This is a genomic window from Syntrophus buswellii (assembly GCF_046097065.1).
Lineage (GTDB): Bacteria > Desulfobacterota > Syntrophia > Syntrophales > Syntrophaceae > Syntrophus > Syntrophus buswellii.
Window position 1 is genome coordinate 1,239,478 of the sequence record NZ_CP175563.1, and the last position, 15,098, is coordinate 1,254,575.

Below are 15,098 nucleotides of genomic sequence, written 5' to 3' on the forward strand. Positions count from 1 at the left end.
CCCTTCGTGAACGGGGGGGTAACGGGCAGTCCGGTTTCCCTGCGGTTCAATCTGAAGCTTGATTTGTACCGCCAAAGGGCTGTAATGACAAGGTCGAAATGAGTTGTATGAACAGGAAGGCATCAAGAGGGAAAACGTGGGTCAGCAAGAACCGGATCATCCGTTGCGTTCAAGAATGAGGTTTCACCGCCCCTGGGGAATGGCGTTTGTTCTGGTCTGCTGTGTGATGGCTTTTGCCGGTTCGCGGTTTGAAGCCTCCGGATCTCAGCAATCCCCCGCCCCGTCCAGGGACAGGCGCTATGCCATTGAGGTGAGCATCAGCCGGAATGTTCTGAATCTCTATGAGCACAACGGAGAAAATCTGCGCCTCTTCCGGCGCCAATACCGGGTGGGAACGGCTGTCCGGGGTCTTGATGTCTATCCCCTGGGGCGGGGCCGGGTGACGGCCATTTCCTTCAATCCCTCGTGGCACCCGACGCCTTACTGCCGGGAGATTTTTCGCAAGAGGGGCATCCATCTGCCTCCCGTTGTACCCCCGGGCCATCCCCTGAACTACATGGGACCCGTCAAGATCTCCCTTTCCCATCGGACGAGGAAAGGGGCCATCTACCGCATCCACGGCAACAACAATCCGGGGCGTGTCGGCCGGCGGGTGACGGGGGGATGCTTTGTCATGTACAATGACGATGTGCGGGAACTGGCCAGGACGATCTCCGTTGGGACGGAGGTCATGATCCTGCCCTGAACGTTCCGCTCAAAATTCGGGGGGCTCATCCGGTCGTTCTGGCGACAGCGGTAAAAACGGCAAAGGCAGGATCACCGAAGGAACCGGTGAGATCATCCTGCCTTTGAACCTTGCTGTACCGCGGATTTGCCCCTTAGCCGAGAAGCCTTCTCTTTAGCCCCATGAGGCCGAGCAGCCCCGAACCGAGGAGCCAGGCGGCGCCGGGAATCGGAACGGGATTCATATCCGCTTTGATTTGATCCGCATTGAGGGCGTTGTTGTAGATGTGGATATCATCCAGCGTTCCCTGAAACGCGGTAAAGTTGAAGTCCGAGTTGACGCCGATGGTGAGGTTCGCGTTTCCGTTAAACAGGGTGTGGGAGTAGTTGGCGGATTCGGCCAGCTGGACACCATCGAAGAAATAATGGACGACGCTGCCGTCCCAGGTGGCTGCAAGGTGATGCCATTCCTTTGCGGGAACGGTACCGACGTTGCGTCGTTCGAGATCCCAGGCGTAGTTGCCCGTGTGATCAAGAAGCACACCAAACTGGTTATGGAACACGCCAAACCAGTAGGAAAGGACGCCGTTGCCTTCCTTGGCGAGGATGGGTGCATCGCTGTTGGGGTTTTCAGAATAGACCCAGGCCGTGAAGGTTAAGGCGTTCGAGAGTTGGAAATCAGCAGGATTTCCCAGGTTGACGTGCGTGGAACCGGAACCGGTGACGCCGGGGAAGTAGAGGCCGAGGCCGGAGTGCCCGGTCGTCCAGGAGGTTTCTTTCCCATTGACCAGGGCGCCATTGTTGCCGCGGCCGGAAGCGTCCTGGATGATCGTGCCGGAGCCCTCTTCAAAGGCGTAACTGCCGACTAGAACCGCGTATGCGGGTGCATTGAAAGCAAGGACCGGGAACACCGCGAAAACGGCGAAAGCGGCCATCCGGCCTTTAATCCTTTTTATCAAAGTTAATAATTCCGAGAACCTTCTTCTTTTCATCTGACAATCTCCTTCATCCTTGAATTGTTTTTGACGGGTTGCAAGTTGTTCCTACATGGTCTTCGACACATCACCTCCCCTTGGTCAAACGTCCTTCCAGCAGGAAGTCACCGGCGCGGACATCCGTGATTGAAAAAAAAACAGACAAGACGTTCGTCCCGGAAAAGGGCATCGTGCGTGAACCCTTCGCCGTCCTTTCCGGAAGGAATTTTCAAATGGAAATCCTGGTATTTTCTGCCTGTAATAACGGGTTATGATAACCAGGACAATCAGGAAATCTCTCATTTTATGATTCCAATAACCTGATTGCGAACGTCCGCCTGATGTTCCAGGGGGGGGATGGTTTAGGCGATTACGGAAGAACGCCGCCCGAAGCCCGAAGAGGCCGCAGCCGCGAAGCGGACGCAGGGGATGGCCAGACGGAACAGAAGCGCGGAAGTGTTGCAGGGTCTCCGTCCGCCGACGAATTTCGTTGAAAAAAAAGCCTCGATGGATCAGCCGAGAAGATGGATGGCTTCCAGCACACGGGGGCGGGGCTCCAGGGGGAGACTGTTCTGGCGGGCCTTTTCCACGATATCCCGCCCCATGAGCGCGGCGCCGAGAGCACCGGTAATCAGAGGGTTCTCGGGGATCAGCAGTTCGCAGTCGAGATACTCCTCCAGTGCGGCGATGAGCCCCCTGTTTTTGCATCCTCCGCCGGTGAGAACGACGGGTTTTTCCAGGCGGAGCCGGTGGGCCATTCGGCTGATGCGATCCGCAAGAGAGCGGTGTACCCCGGCCAGGAGATCGGGGACGGGGATGCCCTCGGCCAGGCCCGAGGCCACTTCCTGCTGGGCCCAGATGGTGCAGACGCTGCTGATCGTTGCCGGGGAGGTGCTCTGGAGGGAAAGATCGCCGACGGCATCCAGGGAAATGTTCATCGTGTCGGCGATGATTTCGATGAAGCGGCCGCTTCCGGCGGCGCATTTGTCGTTCATGATGAAGTGATGAGGGCGCCCCTGGCTGTCGATCCGGATGGCCTTGCTGTCCTGGCCCCCCACGTCGATCACCGTCCGGGCCTCGGGAAAGAGAAAATGAATTCCCCGGGCATGGCAGGTGATTTCCGTGATCTGTCGGTCGGCAAAGGGGACGTTGATGCGTCCGTAACCCGTGGCGACAACGTAGGCGATGGCCTCGAAGGCTAGGCCGGCCCGGGCGAGCGCTTCCTCCATCACTTTATTGGCCAGCCTGCGCTGTTCCGCCCCCGTCGGTCCGATGACCGAGGCGGCAATCCCCTCGCCGAGGATCACCGCCTTGGTCATGGTTGAACCGATATCAATGCCTGCAAAGTATTCAGCCATCTTTTGAAAGAAGCGGGATCATGCAGCCCGATTGGCCCGGACCGATTCCAGGGTTTCAATGAAGGCGTCGATCTTGTTGCGCGTATCGATTTCAGAGTAGGACGTGATATCGATGATGTCGCTTTCCAGGATCAGGGAGGGCACCTCGCGGTTCGTCTTTTCCTTCTGCCCTGCTGTGCCGATCATCAGAACCGGGATGGGCTTGTAGATCTTCGCCAGCTGATTCAGCTGCCAGATGAGGCCCACGTGCCAGGTCCGGCAGGAAAAAGCCTGATGGACGACGATGCCGTCGATGTCGTAGTCCTCGACCCAGTTGATCAGGCGCTCCACGTCGGGCTCGGATCCGGGGCGCCTGCGGGCCTTGTCGTACCAGAAGGTCCAGTAGCCCAGCCACCGCCAGGCGAGATGTTCCACGGGATCGTTGGTCCTGGGGAGATCCATCTCATCCAGGGGCATGACCATGCGGTAGGTGGTCTCCACGGGGAAGGACGCTCCCTTGCTGTTGAAGTAGTTGAAATCGTTCAGGGCGTACCAGGCTGGGAGTCCACCGCCCCACATCAGCCGGTACTTTTCCTCATCGACCTCGCCTTCTCCCCCGGCGATTTTTTCTTCCAGCTCCTTTTTGAGATCGGAGAAGAAATTATAGCATTCCTGGGTGGCCATCATGAAATTCATGGGAACCATGGTGTTCATCGCGTCGCCGGTGCCCATGGGGCTGGGCTTTGCCCGGCGCAGTTCGTAGGTCTCGTGGACCAGGTTCCAGATGCGGTCGCTCAGATCCACGAGCTCACTCAGGCGGTCGTAATTCATCTTTTTCCCCGTCTGCTGTTCCAGGAAGGCGATGAGGCCGCGCAGCTCCTTGACGATGTAGCGGTGGTAATAGCCCAGAACTTCCCTGTGATCCCTGTCCCTCTGGAAGAGGGGATAGGGGAGATCCATGTTGTAGATCGGGATGTCCGGCATGAACTGCTGCGAAGCCTGATACCACTTGGACCTGGGATCGCACAGGATCTGGCCCGTTTCGATCATGAAGTCGGGCCTGGCCTGGCCGCCCCAGGGCGCGTCGGGGGGCGTCTCCCCCAGCTCCTCTCTCCACTGATCGTAGCCGATTCCGCACAGGGCGTAGGTGCACAGGGAGCGGGAGAGCCCAAGCGATTCCGCCCGCTGCAGGAAGCGTTCTGCATCACGCTTCGCTCCGCAGACGCCGGCGAAATTTTCGGTCCAGACCGGCAGGACATCCATGGCGCGGAGAATTTCCTCGTGGTGGCAGACGATGAACGTGTAAGCCAGTTTGTGGGTGCCTTCCTTCCTTGCCCGATTCGTTCCGGCGATAAATTCCTTGACCATGGGGCCGATGGAGGCGGCCGCCCTGGTTGCGGTCATTCTCTTATGCGGTTTTTTTTCTTTCTTCTCTTCCGTCATTGTTCTGTCCTCCTTATGCCGGCAAGGCCGCTAGCCGATCATTTCCAGGAAAGCCTGGATGCGTGTTTTCAACTGTCCGACCGTTCCCGCTGAATAGGTGTCTTCCAGACACAGAAGCGGGATGTCGAGGGATTCGTAGTAGGCTTTTCTTGCCGGGACCTCGAAGCCGAAGGGGTCGCAGTATTTGTAAAGGTACAGGATGGCCCCGTTTACGGTAAACTCCTTTGCCCGCGCCCCGATGTCGCCGAAGCGCGCCTCTGCATCACCGGCGAAGGTTCCCGTTGTGTTTTCCCGGTAGGTCTTGGGGCAATTGAGCCGGTCCAGGTAGCGGCGCGCCAGTGAGGCCACGGGATCGCCGTCTTCGTCGGCAAGGGGCCACAGGTCCCTCGTTCCCATGCAGGTTGTGTCAACCACCACTTCACCGCCGCTTTCGGCGACAATGTCGGCAATGGCGGAATGGTCCACACAGGCGCCGTCCAGGAGGATCCTGGGGCCTTTTTTGACCGGTGCTTCCGTCCGTCTGCCCAGTTCGGCCAGGACTTCATCAAGGAGGGCGTTGGCCTCGGCAACGGGGAGGCTCGCGCCGACGGTGAGGATTTTGTGGAGCTCCGCGGCGGAAACGATGGGGGGATCGGCCTTGCGAAATTCGTAGAGGGCTTTGGTCTTGAGGCGGTTATCGTTATGCAGCCTGACAGCCTTCTGAAGATCCTCCGCGGTGATGGCTTTCCCTGTAAAATCCTCCAGGCTCTTCTGATAGGACCGGAGCTCTTCCTTGAAAAATTCATGGGAAGATTCCTTGACCACCGTTGGTGTATTGACAAAGTGGAAGTAGGGAAAATTCAGGGAATAGCTCCAAACGCTGTAGCTTCTCACCATGCTGTCGCAGCCGTGGGGGATCACGATGCCGGACAGAAAGTCGTACCGGTCCTTGACGCAGAGGTCAAAGCAACTCCGGACAAAGGGGCAGACGATCGTCTCCAGAAGAGAATCCCCCCTGGTGATGGGTTCCCGGATATCCCCTCGGATTCGGAAGGGGATGCATCCGGCGGCGGTAATAAATTCCAGAGGAACAAAAGAGCAGATATAGCCGATCGCCTTTGCGCCTTCGGCGCAAAGTTCCCTGGTGCGAACGCCATAATTTCCGTACTGTCTTTCCACCTCTGCCATGATGCTTTTTTCTTTGTCGCTCATGAAACTTCCTCCTCTTTTTTTCAAAAAGAGGCCTTGGAATTCCAAAGCCTGTACTTTCCTAACCGATCCCGGCCGTCTCGCTTCGGCGTTCGGCCGCGGTTGCGTTCCCGTCGCTGGAAGAAATCCTTTTGGAGCCCCCTTCTGCTGTCGCCCTTCCGAAGCCGTCCGGGATCGGAATTGTCTTTTTTTTTCAGGCGCCTTGGGTCAGGGATTTCTCCCGGGCCAGCAGCGCTGCGCCGAGGGCGGCTGTAAACAGGGGCTCCGGCGGGACTCGAACCGGGATCTTCAGGCTGTCCTCCAGTGCCATGATCAGCCCGGCATCGGTTGCCCCTCCGCCTGTGAGAACCAGATCCTCTTCGATTCCCACCCGCTCCGCCAGGCTGTGAATCTGGGCCGCCAGGGCCCGATGCACGCCCGCCAGGAGGTCTTCCCGGGAAACGCCTTCTGCAATCAGGGATACGGCCTCGGATTCCGAAAAGACGACGCACCCCGTGCTGAAGTCCACTTTGTTGCGGGAGTTCAAGGACAGCGGGCCGATGTCTTCGAGATTGACCCGAAGGACCTTGGCCATGATCTGCAGCAGCCGACCACTGCCTCCGGCACATTTGCCGCTGAGAATGAAGTTGTGGACATGGCCGGCACTGTCCATGCGCAGAACCTTGCTGTACAGGTCGCCGACGTCGATAACCGTTCTGGCCGAGGGAAGAAGGAAGGCTACCCCTCTGCCCTGACAGATAATATCCGGCTTTTCCTCGTCGGCAAAAAGGACCTGTTTGGCCCCATAACCTGTGGCTGTGACATGGGATATTTCCGAAGGGCTCAGCCCGGCCCCGCTCAGCAGGGCATCCCGGACCTTCTGCGCGGTGCCTCGGTAATCTCCGCCGGAAAGGCAGGAAAAGGATGCCTGAACGGATCGATCCCGCAGCAGGATTCCCTTCGCTGAAAAAGATCCGATATCGATTCCCAGAAAAAAGGCCATCGTCTTTGCCCAGGGTGATGTTATGATGTTTGTGCTGCCTGAAACGCTCTGCGGTGCTTCTTCCGAAGCAGGATCATGGGAAAGCCGTCTTCGTTACCGGGAAATGTTATCTGGTGCACGCGCGCTGTTTGCGGCAGGCGCTTTGCTTCAGCTCTACTCTATCAGGGATCTGACGGATCTGCCTCTGCCTTTCCTGGATAGCACAACAGGGACGTTTACCTGAGGTTCACAGGAAACGCGGATAAGGCAGTGACTTAGAACAAAGTATAGGGAGTGTCAATAGAAAAAAGGCAGACCAGCCCCTGTGAGAAAGCAGGGGAGGAGAACATCCGCCCCGGCCGTTCCCCTTCCCCTTGGATTGAAACGGGAAGGGAAGCGGCGAGATCGGGGAACGTTTCATCTGGTCATTGGGAATAATTTATTGTAGGTATTTTCCTGAACAAAAGGAGTGCATCCTGGAAAGGATGAAGCATACAGCACCGTGTAATCAGCGAGGCAAGAAAAGTGAAGGACATGACGATAGAGGAGAAAATCAAGGCCGCCTCAGAAATGATCTGCAAGGCGGCAAGGATCGTCGTCTTTACGGGGGCGGGTGTAAGCACCGAATCGGGCATTCCAGATTTTCGCAGCCCGGGAGGGTTATGGGACCGGTTCGATCCCGATGACTTCACCATCCAGAAGTTTCTGCGAAGTGCAAAAACGAGGCGAAAACAGTGGAGGATCCTGATCGAAGGGGGAGCCTTCGCCGAAGCGCAGCCCAACCGCGCGCATCTGGCCGTTGCCGAACTGGAAAAGATAGGGAAGCTGCGGTGCGTCATTACCCAGAACATTGACAATCTTCATCAGAAGGCGGGAAATGCGCCGGAAAAGGTATATGAGCTCCATGGAAACATGCGCTGGCTGAGATGCCTGAGCTGCGGCGAGAGGATTTCCGTTCCCGATATGCTCATGAAAACGGCGTTGAAAGAGATGGAGGGATTTCCCTTCTGTGAGCAGTGCCGGGGCCTGATGAAACCGGACGTGATTTTTTTTGGAGAGGCCCTTCCGGAGGAGACCCTGCGGGATGCGACTTACGAAGCATCCAACTGCGATCTGATGCTGGTCATCGGCTCATCCCTGGTGGTTTATCCGGCGGCTTTCATGCCCCGGTATGCCAAGGATGTCGGCGCCAGGCTGGTGATCATCAACAAAGAGGAGACGCCTTACGATTCAGAGGCGGACATTCTGCTCCAGGGTGCGGCCGGTGAGGTGATGACGAGAATCCTGGCGGAGGTAAAGAATCAAATCGGATTCCGGCCTTAGAGGATCCTTCAAGAGTCCAGCGTTGTCAGACCCTCCCTGATGGCATATTTAATCAACTCGGCCACAGAGCCGGCTCCAAGTTTCTGGGCGATGCTGCGCCGGTGAGTCTCCACGGTTTTGACGCTGACACGGAGCGTCTTGGCAATCTGCTTGGCCGTCATTCCTTCTGCGAGCAGCTGGAGCAGTTCCCGCTCCCGGGCCGTCAGTTCCGCAGAGGAGACCGCCGAGGTTTTCGACGCCTTTTTGACATAATTTCTGACGACGATATCGGTAATGGTGGGACTCAGATAGGTGTGGTTGTCCAGGACGGTATGAATGGCGCTGACGAGTTCTTCAAAGGCGCAGTCCTTTAAAAGGTAGCCTGCCGCCCCCGCTTCCAGCATGCCGACGACAAAATGGCGGTCGGTGTGCATGGACAGGGCGATGACTTTGATTCCTGGAAAGTCTGAGGTGATTTTTCTTGTGGCATCGATGCCGTTGATGTCCGGCATGGAGATGTCCATGATAATGACCTCGGGATGGAGTTCTCTGGCCAGATTGATTGCCCTTTGTCCATTTTCCGCCTCCGCGACAACGTTCATATTCCCATGGTTTTCAATGAGGATACGCAGGCCGTCCCGGACAATCTTGTGATCGTCGGCAAGCAGAACATTGACAGACATTTTCCCTTTCTCCTAATTCTTGGCTATCGTTCTTTTTTCGGACGCGACGGAAACATCACATCCTCGCACGTCGTTTCCGCTTACAAAAATGGACCGGCAAATCCGGAAAACGAAAGCCACCTTTTGAGGGAAAAAGGGTGCCCATCGGAAACAGGGTGACAGGACTTGTCACGATCTCATCTAAGGTGAAGTTTATCACAATCTCGATTTCTTTTTCTATTACAGTCTGACGGTTATTCCAATAAGGGGAAAGCCTTATTACCTGGGAAAAAATTACTGAAATTGGATTCAACCAATGGATGAGTAAAACACTAAGGCGGCATCTCGCAAGTTTCGGGCTAAGAACTTATTGTAACGATTGAGATAAAATGCTATATTCGCTCTTATTTTTCCAGGCAGGTTTTTCATTTTATGGCGAAACGCGAATATCCGGATTCTCCTCGTGTGGGTGTTGGCGCCGTTGTCGTCAAGGACGGCAGAATTCTCCTTGTACAGCGCGCCGCGGAGCCGAACAGGGGGTTGTGGGCCATCCCGGGAGGCTCCCTGGAGTTGGGAGAAACCTTGAAGGAAGGAGCGGAGCGGGAAGTCCTCGAAGAAACGGGAATTGTCGTTCATGCAAGGCATCCCGTCTATGCCTTCGACTTCTTCGAAAAGGACCGTGAGGGAAAGATCCGTTTTCACTTCGTCATTGTGGATCTGCTGGCCGATTACGTCCGCGGCGATCTGAAGGCCGCCGACGACGCCCTTGACGTCCGGTGGCTTTCTCCTGCGGACCTGGAAACGGTCGATTTGTCAGCCAGTACGGTCAGAATTCTCCGGCACATCAAATTTCACGGGTAGTGTGTTTTTGTAAGGATCGGAACAGGCGCGGCGGAATCGTGGCTGTGGTCTGCCGTTTTTGATCATCATCCGTATTTTGAGAACGATGTCAGGAGGTGGCGAACGTCATGAAAGTCATTTATCATGATGATTTTTGTCAATGCTACACGACGGATCCGGCAGCCGCTCACGGGAGAATGGAAGCCGTTGTGAAGGCGATCAGCGGCCGGGTCGACTTCATTCAGGCAAAGCCTGCAGGGGAGTCGGATATTTCCGATGTTCACACCGAGTCTCATATCGCTCTGGTTGAACGGGAGGGGCTCTATGACATCGCCGCGCTCGCTGCCGGCGGGGCCATCATGGCCGCCGAAATCGGGATGAGCGAGCCGGCCTTTGCACTGATCCGTCCCCCCGGCCACCATGCATCCGCTGGAAGCGCCTGGGGCTTCTGTTATTTCAACAACATGGCCATCGCCCTGGAGAGGTTGAAGAGGGAGCGGAAAATCGTCAAGGCCTTTCTTTTGGACTTCGACCTCCATTTCGGAGATGGCACGGTCAACATCATGGAAAGAAAAGGCTATGTCACCATTCACAACCCTTCCTCCTCTGACAGGAACGAGTATCTCCGGGGCATCGAGAGGGGCCTTTCTTCCGCGTCTTTCGACATCATCGGCGTTTCCGCCGGATTCGACAACCATAAGGAAGACTGGGGCGGGCTTCTGACGACGGAGGATTATAAAACCATCGGGCACATGGTCTGGGAGACTGGGCAGAAGAAGCGATGCGGATGCTTTGCCGTTCTTGAAGGGGGGTACAACCACCGGGTTCTGGGTGAAAATGTCCTGGCGTTTCTTGAAGGAATGGAGGGGGGCTGAAGTGTTTCCCCTTTATTTCCCGATGCAGAAGGTCGTGAAGATGCGGTCCAGGATCTGTTCCGTGGCCGTTTCCCCGCCGATTTCACCCAGGGCTTCCAGGGCATCCCGGATGTCCAGTGCGGCAAACTCCGGGGATAAGCCCTCCCGGAGACCGGCGAGGGTCTGGTCTACAAATTGGAGGGTCCTCTCCAGGGCCATTTTCTGCCTCAGGCTGGAAATCACGATTTCCCCGTCCTGAATTCCAGCCCTTTCCATGACCAACCGGCTGATTTCCTCTTTCAGGACCGGAATACCTTCTCCAAATTTGGCGGATATCCAGATCGGAGTCGTTCCCTGGAGCGCGTCGGAAATCTCCTCCTCTTCCAGGCGATGATCCAGGTCGGTTTTATTGATGACCGGCAGAACCCTGCAATCCGCAAGCCGCGTCAGGATCCCCCTGTCTTCGTCCGTCAGTGGGCGGCTGCCGTCGAAAAGGAGGATGACGCCATCGGCGTCGGCCAGTTTTTCCCAGACCTTCTGAATCCCCTTTTGCTCGATGATATCCTCCGTGGGATGGATGCCGGCGGTGTCGGTAAGCCGGATCGACATCCCCCGGATGTTCACCGCCTCCTCGATAAAATCGCGGGTCGTCCCCGGTATCGGAGTGACAATGGCCCTCTCCTCCTCCAGAAGCACGTTCAGCAGACTTGATTTTCCCGTATTGGGCTTGCCGGCGATGACCACCGAGGCGCCATGGCGGTCGATTTTGCCCTGTTCATAGCTCCGCAGCAGGGCGGCAAGATCTTCGGAAAGGGATTGGAGCTGCGAAGAGACTTCCGAAGAGGATTGGGATGCCACATCCTCGGAAAAATCGATCTCAGTTTCCAGCCGGGCCAGAATATCGATCAGCTTCTCCCGCAGAACATCGATTTTTCCCTTCAATTTCCCTTTCAGTTGCGAGACGGCCGTTTCCAGGCCCCGGGACGTCCGGGCGGAGATCATGTCGCCAATGGCTTCCGCCTGGGTCAGATCAATCCTGTCGTGAAGAAAGGCCCGCCGGGTAAATTCTCCTGGTTCGGCAAGGCGGGCTCCGGCCTTGAGCACGGACGAGAGGACGGATTCAAGAATCAGGATGCCCCCATGGCAGAATATCTCCAGGGTGTCCTCACCGGAGAAGGAGTGCGGTCCCTTCATCAGGGTGATCAGGACCTCGTCCAGGGCCCGCCCTGTTTCCGGGCAGACGAGATCTCCATGATAAAGGCGTCGCGGCTGAAAGATGACAAGAGGATGGGAGGGCTGAAAAAGACGGAGCAGGATGTTTTCCGCCTCGGGCCCACTGATCCGGATGATGCCGATCCCGCCGCTGCCGGCGGGCGTGGCAATGGCGGCTATGGTGTCGTCTGTCGGCATGGCGGCATTCAGGCGTAACTAAGGGAACGGTTTCCCGTTTATGTCCGTGGTTCCCGGTTGGCGATCCTTGCCGGAAGAATCACGATTTTGCGGTATTCACCCTCGCCCCTGCTCTTGGTGACGATGGTGTCGTCATTCTGAAGCGCCAGGTGAATGATCCGGCGGTCGTGGGCGTTCATGTGGCCGACGGTGACCGGCTTTCTTGTCTTCCGGACCTTTTCGGCAAATTCCCTGGCCAGGGCGTTGAGAGAGTCCTCCCGCCGCTGCCGGTAGGATTCCGTGTCCACGATGATCAATTTGCGTTCATCACGGATTTTCGTGGCCGCCTTGTTGACGATGTACTGGATGGCATCCAGATTCTGCCCCCGCTTGCCGATGAGAAGGCCGCCCCCGTCGCCGTTGATGGTGAGAACGATCGTATCCGGGGTCTCTTCGACGCTCACGGTGAAGTCAAGATGCATCCTCTGCAGGACGCCCTCCAGGATGCTCTTCGCCCTCTGTGCCAGCGGTTCATGCTCTTCCTTTCCCGCGGGGGCTTCGGAAACTTCCGGGGCTGGAGAGACGGCGGGAGCTGGTTCGGGCGCAGGCGCAGGCGTAGTCGCCGACGGTTCTTCGCGGACAGGGGGTGCAGGCTCCGCCTCTTCCTTTAAAAGTTCAAAGGGCGCGTCCAGGTCAATGTCAAGAGACAATCTGCTGGCCTTGATCTTCGCCTTTTTGGAGCCCAGCCCGAGGAATCCGGATGAACCTTCCGATATGATTTCAATATTCAGTTTTTCTCGAGAGACGTTAAATTCCCCGCAGGCCTTCTCGATGGCTTCATCAATGGTCTTGGCTTCAATTTCAATGGTATCCATGTTCGTACCCTAACTTTTGGTTATGCTCGTTTATTGATGTAGTATTGTTGTCCGATGCTGAGGATGTTGTTGAACAGCCAGTAGATGACGAGTCCGGACGGGAAGTTCAGAAACAGGAAGGTGAAGATGACCGGCATCCAGAGCATGATCTTCGCCTGGGTGGGATCGCCAGAGACAGGCGTCATTTTCTGTTGAATGAACATCGTGGCCCCCATGATTAAAGGCGTGATGTAATAGGGATCTTTTTCGGACAGATCCTGAATCCACCAGAAAAAGGGAGAGTGGCGCAGTTCGATGGCGTAAAGAAGGGTCTTGTAAAGGCCGAAAAAGACGGGGATCTGGATGATCATCGGCAGGCACCCGCCCATGGGATTGACTTTGTAGGCCTTGTAAAGGGCCATGGTCTCCTGGCTCAGCCTCTGCTTGTCGTTCTTGTACTTTTCCCTCAGCTCCAGCATTTTCGGCTGAAGTTTCTGCATTTCCTTCATGGACTTGTAACTCTTGTTTCCCAAGGGCCAGAAGAGGATTTTGATCAGGATCGTCAGGATGATGATGGCGATGCCGTAGTTGTGGACGTAGGAGTAAAGAAATTTCAGGCACAGCAGAAGCGGCATGGCCAGCCATTTCATCCATGAGCCGAAATCGATGGCGTTCTCAAGGTCGGTTCCCAGGGTCTTGAGGATATTGTAATCCTTGGGTCCCAGGAAGAGCGTGTAGCCGAAAAATCCCGCCTGACCGGGGGGTATGATGTTTTTCGGCCCCTTCAGGCCCGTGGAAACCATGTTGCTGCTTCCCTTGGAGAGCATCATGCTCGTCAGGGAAGGGTTCTGGGGGATCATGGCGGCAAGGAAGTATTTGCTTTCGAAGCCGCCCCAGGAGACATCCGGGCCCAGGAGTTTGGATGCCTCCATTTTCTTCACGTTTTCCCGTTCGACGCTCTTGCCCACGTAGGATACCGGGCCGGTGTGCCCGTAGCTGTCCTCCTTGGCTTCCGGATCGACATACTGGTTCCAGAAGAGGGCGATTTCCTGGCTCAAGGGGACACTGGAAAGGTTGTAGGCGCGGATTTCCAGCTCGATGGCGTACTTCCGGGGATGAAAAGTATAAATCTTTTCAATCTTGATCTTGCCGGGCCAGGTTTGAACAAAGGTCAAACGGCGGGGCTCCGAGGCCGACTTCAGATCCAGGGCGACGGTATCGGCCGAAAAAAGCGAGGACGGGGAAACGTCAATGCTGGAAGCCGGAAAGGAAATGCTCAACGGGTAGGGCATGCCCTCCTTGACGTCAACCAGTTCAATCCGTTTTGAACCGGCATCGATGGTTTCGCGGTAGTTCTTCAGGGAAAAGGATTTAAGCGCCCCTCCCCTGGTGGTGAATACGGCATTGTACAAAGGGGTATCGACGGAAACTTCCCGCTCCTTCTCCTCGCTGTTCGGGGCGAGAGGCGCGTCCTTCCGGGCGGAAGGATCGCCGGATTCCGGTAGGGTGCTGACGGTCGCTCGGGGCGTAACCGTGGATTCCGGCTGGACAACAGCCGTTGCGCCGTTCTCCTGGGTGGGGGGCTGAGATTTTGAGGGCTGCACCGGTTTGTAGAAAAATATCTGATAGAGCAAAAGTACCGCCGCGGAAAGGACGAGGGCCAGTACCGCCTTTTTGTCCATTAAGAACCTCCGTGAATTTCGTAGTTACGGTATGCCGGCATGTCCCGGCCGCTTTTTAACGAACCGGGTCGTAGCCGCCCGGGTGGAATGGATGGCATTTAAGCAGGCGGCGCAGCGCAAGCCAGGAACCTTTCAGGGGACCATGTCTCCGAAGCGCGAGAACCGCATATTCGGAACAGGATGGATAAAAACGGCAACAGGGGGCAAACAGGGGGGATATCAATACCTGATACATGCAGATCAGGAAAATAAAGATCTTTGTGAAAAATTTCCTGGTCATTCTTGAGGAACATTCCGAGGTTTTTCTGTCAGCAATACACCCAGCTCCCTGCAGACGTCAGCATAATTCATTGACGATGTATTACCCTTGGCAATGATAACGATATCCTGAGAAGATGCTTTAAACCTGTCTTTATTCAGTCTGAAAAATTCTCGAATCAGCCGCTTGATTCTGTTTCTTGTGACGGCATTGCCGATCTTCTTGGTTGCAGCGATTCCAAGCCTTGGAATTCCCAGTTCATTACCGGAGACAACGATGGTGAAATGCTTTGAATAACTCCGCCTTCCACGCTGATAGATCTGAAGATATCTTTTCCTCTTCCTGATCCGCTCGTTTCTTTTCAGGGTCAGCTTTTTCATCTGCCGCAGACCGGGTTCCATTCCTGGGCGTTCGCAGGCATTCCCTGTTTTCCCGGGAAGATCAAACCGTCAGGCGTTTCCTGCCCTTGGCTCTTCTTCGGCTTAAAACAAGCCTGCCGCCCCGTGTGGACATCCGGGTGCGAAACCCGTGGGTCCTTTTTCTCTTCAGATTGCTTGTATTTCTTAAATTGATTTTCATAAGTTCATCCCGTGAGCAAGTTTGTGAGCCCATCCATAAATCATAGAGGCG

General features: G+C 56.0%; 16 protein-coding genes. 4 read left to right on the forward strand and 12 right to left on the reverse strand.

What is annotated here, in order from left to right:
- Positions 1–136: 136 nt before the first annotated feature.
- Entirely contained in the window at positions 137–745 is a 609-nt protein-coding gene (locus ACJ77P_RS05595; RefSeq protein ID WP_408999230.1) for a L,D-transpeptidase, read from the forward strand.
- A 133-nt stretch (positions 746–878) separates the two neighbouring features.
- Here ACJ77P_RS05595 and ACJ77P_RS05600 read toward each other — a convergent pair whose 3' ends face one another.
- From ACJ77P_RS05600 to ACJ77P_RS05620, 5 genes are all read right to left on the reverse strand, one after another.
- A complete protein-coding gene (locus ACJ77P_RS05600) occupies positions 879–1,715 on the reverse strand; it encodes a LamG domain-containing protein (protein ID WP_408999231.1) in 837 nt (278 codons plus the stop codon).
- A gap of 494 nt (positions 1,716–2,209) precedes the next feature.
- The gene (locus ACJ77P_RS05605) at positions 2,210–3,055 is read right to left on the reverse strand and encodes an acyl-CoA dehydratase activase (protein ID WP_408999232.1); all 846 of its coding nucleotides are present in this window, start codon (positions 3,053–3,055) and stop codon (positions 2,210–2,212) included.
- 18 nt (positions 3,056–3,073) lie between these two features.
- Positions 3,074–4,477, reverse strand: a complete 1,404-nt coding sequence (locus ACJ77P_RS05610) for a 2-hydroxyacyl-CoA dehydratase subunit D (RefSeq protein WP_408999233.1) — start codon at positions 4,475–4,477, stop codon at positions 3,074–3,076.
- 30 nt (positions 4,478–4,507) lie between these two features.
- Positions 4,508–5,668 carry a 2-hydroxyacyl-CoA dehydratase subunit D gene (locus ACJ77P_RS05615; RefSeq protein WP_408999234.1) on the reverse strand — a complete coding sequence of 387 codons (1,161 nt, stop codon included), beginning with the start codon at positions 5,666–5,668 and terminating at the stop codon, positions 4,508–4,510.
- Positions 5,669–5,858: 190 nt separating this feature from the next.
- The gene (locus tag ACJ77P_RS05620) at positions 5,859–6,647 is read right to left on the reverse strand and encodes an acyl-CoA dehydratase activase (RefSeq protein ID WP_408999235.1); all 789 of its coding nucleotides are present in this window, start codon (positions 6,645–6,647) and stop codon (positions 5,859–5,861) included.
- A 513-nt stretch (positions 6,648–7,160) separates the two neighbouring features.
- Here ACJ77P_RS05620 and ACJ77P_RS05625 point away from each other — a divergent pair.
- Positions 7,161–7,949: an SIR2 family NAD-dependent protein deacylase gene (locus tag ACJ77P_RS05625; protein WP_408999236.1), complete on the forward strand. Its 789-nt coding sequence runs from the start codon at positions 7,161–7,163 to the stop codon at positions 7,947–7,949.
- A gap of 8 nt (positions 7,950–7,957) precedes the next feature.
- Here the strand turns inward: ACJ77P_RS05625 and ACJ77P_RS05630 are convergent, their stop codons facing one another.
- On the reverse strand, positions 7,958–8,611 hold the full coding sequence (locus ACJ77P_RS05630) for a response regulator (RefSeq protein WP_408999237.1): 654 nt from the start codon (positions 8,609–8,611) through the stop codon (positions 7,958–7,960).
- Positions 8,612–9,022: 411 nt separating this feature from the next.
- Between ACJ77P_RS05630 and ACJ77P_RS05635 the strand changes: the two genes are divergently transcribed.
- Entirely contained in the window at positions 9,023–9,451 is a 429-nt protein-coding gene (locus tag ACJ77P_RS05635) for an NUDIX hydrolase (protein WP_408999238.1), read from the forward strand.
- Positions 9,452–9,558: 107 nt separating this feature from the next.
- Positions 9,559–10,305: a histone deacetylase family protein gene (locus ACJ77P_RS05640; protein ID WP_408999239.1), complete on the forward strand. Its 747-nt coding sequence runs from the start codon at positions 9,559–9,561 to the stop codon at positions 10,303–10,305.
- A 12-nt stretch (positions 10,306–10,317) separates the two neighbouring features.
- Here the strand turns inward: ACJ77P_RS05640 and mnmE are convergent, their stop codons facing one another.
- From mnmE to rpmH, 6 genes are all read right to left on the reverse strand, one after another.
- A complete protein-coding gene (gene mnmE, locus ACJ77P_RS05645; RefSeq protein WP_408999240.1) occupies positions 10,318–11,694 on the reverse strand; it encodes a tRNA uridine-5-carboxymethylaminomethyl(34) synthesis GTPase MnmE in 1,377 nt (458 codons plus the stop codon).
- A 38-nt stretch (positions 11,695–11,732) separates the two neighbouring features.
- On the reverse strand, positions 11,733–12,548 hold the full coding sequence (jag, locus tag ACJ77P_RS05650) for an RNA-binding cell elongation regulator Jag/EloR (protein ID WP_408999241.1): 816 nt from the start codon (positions 12,546–12,548) through the stop codon (positions 11,733–11,735).
- Positions 12,549–12,568: 20 nt separating this feature from the next.
- Complete coding sequence (yidC, locus tag ACJ77P_RS05655; RefSeq protein WP_408999242.1) at positions 12,569–14,209, reverse strand: membrane protein insertase YidC; 1,641 nt, start codon at positions 14,207–14,209, stop codon at positions 12,569–12,571.
- Positions 14,210–14,264: 55 nt separating this feature from the next.
- Positions 14,265–14,489: a membrane protein insertion efficiency factor YidD gene (yidD, locus tag ACJ77P_RS05660; RefSeq protein WP_408999243.1), complete on the reverse strand. Its 225-nt coding sequence runs from the start codon at positions 14,487–14,489 to the stop codon at positions 14,265–14,267.
- Positions 14,486–14,848, reverse strand: a complete 363-nt coding sequence (gene rnpA, locus ACJ77P_RS05665) for a ribonuclease P protein component (RefSeq protein ID WP_408999244.1) — start codon at positions 14,846–14,848, stop codon at positions 14,486–14,488. The genes yidD and rnpA overlap by 4 nt, the downstream gene beginning before the upstream one ends.
- Positions 14,849–14,909: 61 nt before the next feature.
- Positions 14,910–15,047, reverse strand: a complete 138-nt coding sequence (gene rpmH, locus ACJ77P_RS05670; RefSeq protein ID WP_367360835.1) for a 50S ribosomal protein L34 — start codon at positions 15,045–15,047, stop codon at positions 14,910–14,912.
- Between the last annotated feature and the right edge of the window lie 51 nt (positions 15,048–15,098).

What these genes read in the sequence shown, in the direction of transcription:
- ACJ77P_RS05600 (WP_408999231.1), bottom strand. Translation starts at nt 1,715, where the DNA reads ATGAAAAGAAGAAGGTTCTCGGAATTATTAACTTTGATAAAAAGGATT.
- ACJ77P_RS05605 (WP_408999232.1), bottom strand. Translation starts at nt 3,055, where the DNA reads ATGGCTGAATACTTTGCAGGCATTGATATCGGTTCAACCATGACCAAG.
- ACJ77P_RS05610 (WP_408999233.1), bottom strand. Translation starts at nt 4,477, where the DNA reads ATGACGGAAGAGAAGAAAGAAAAAAAACCGCATAAGAGAATGACCGCA.
- ACJ77P_RS05615 (WP_408999234.1), bottom strand. Translation starts at nt 5,668, where the DNA reads ATGAGCGACAAAGAAAAAAGCATCATGGCAGAGGTGGAAAGACAGTAC.
- ACJ77P_RS05620 (WP_408999235.1), bottom strand. Translation starts at nt 6,647, where the DNA reads ATGGCCTTTTTTCTGGGAATCGATATCGGATCTTTTTCAGCGAAGGGA.
- ACJ77P_RS05625 (WP_408999236.1), top strand. Translation starts at nt 7,161, where the DNA reads ATGACGATAGAGGAGAAAATCAAGGCCGCCTCAGAAATGATCTGCAAG.
- ACJ77P_RS05630 (WP_408999237.1), bottom strand. Translation starts at nt 8,611, where the DNA reads ATGTCTGTCAATGTTCTGCTTGCCGACGATCACAAGATTGTCCGGGAC.
- ACJ77P_RS05635 (WP_408999238.1), top strand. Translation starts at nt 9,023, where the DNA reads ATGGCGAAACGCGAATATCCGGATTCTCCTCGTGTGGGTGTTGGCGCC.
- ACJ77P_RS05640 (WP_408999239.1), top strand. Translation starts at nt 9,559, where the DNA reads ATGAAAGTCATTTATCATGATGATTTTTGTCAATGCTACACGACGGAT.
- mnmE (WP_408999240.1), bottom strand. Translation starts at nt 11,694, where the DNA reads ATGCCGACAGACGACACCATAGCCGCCATTGCCACGCCCGCCGGCAGC.
- jag (WP_408999241.1), bottom strand. Translation starts at nt 12,548, where the DNA reads ATGGATACCATTGAAATTGAAGCCAAGACCATTGATGAAGCCATCGAG.
- yidC (WP_408999242.1), bottom strand. Translation starts at nt 14,209, where the DNA reads ATGGACAAAAAGGCGGTACTGGCCCTCGTCCTTTCCGCGGCGGTACTT.
- yidD (WP_408999243.1), bottom strand. Translation starts at nt 14,489, where the DNA reads ATGACCAGGAAATTTTTCACAAAGATCTTTATTTTCCTGATCTGCATG.
- rnpA (WP_408999244.1), bottom strand. Translation starts at nt 14,848, where the DNA reads ATGAAAAAGCTGACCCTGAAAAGAAACGAGCGGATCAGGAAGAGGAAA.
- rpmH (WP_367360835.1), bottom strand. Translation starts at nt 15,047, where the DNA reads ATGAAAATCAATTTAAGAAATACAAGCAATCTGAAGAGAAAAAGGACC.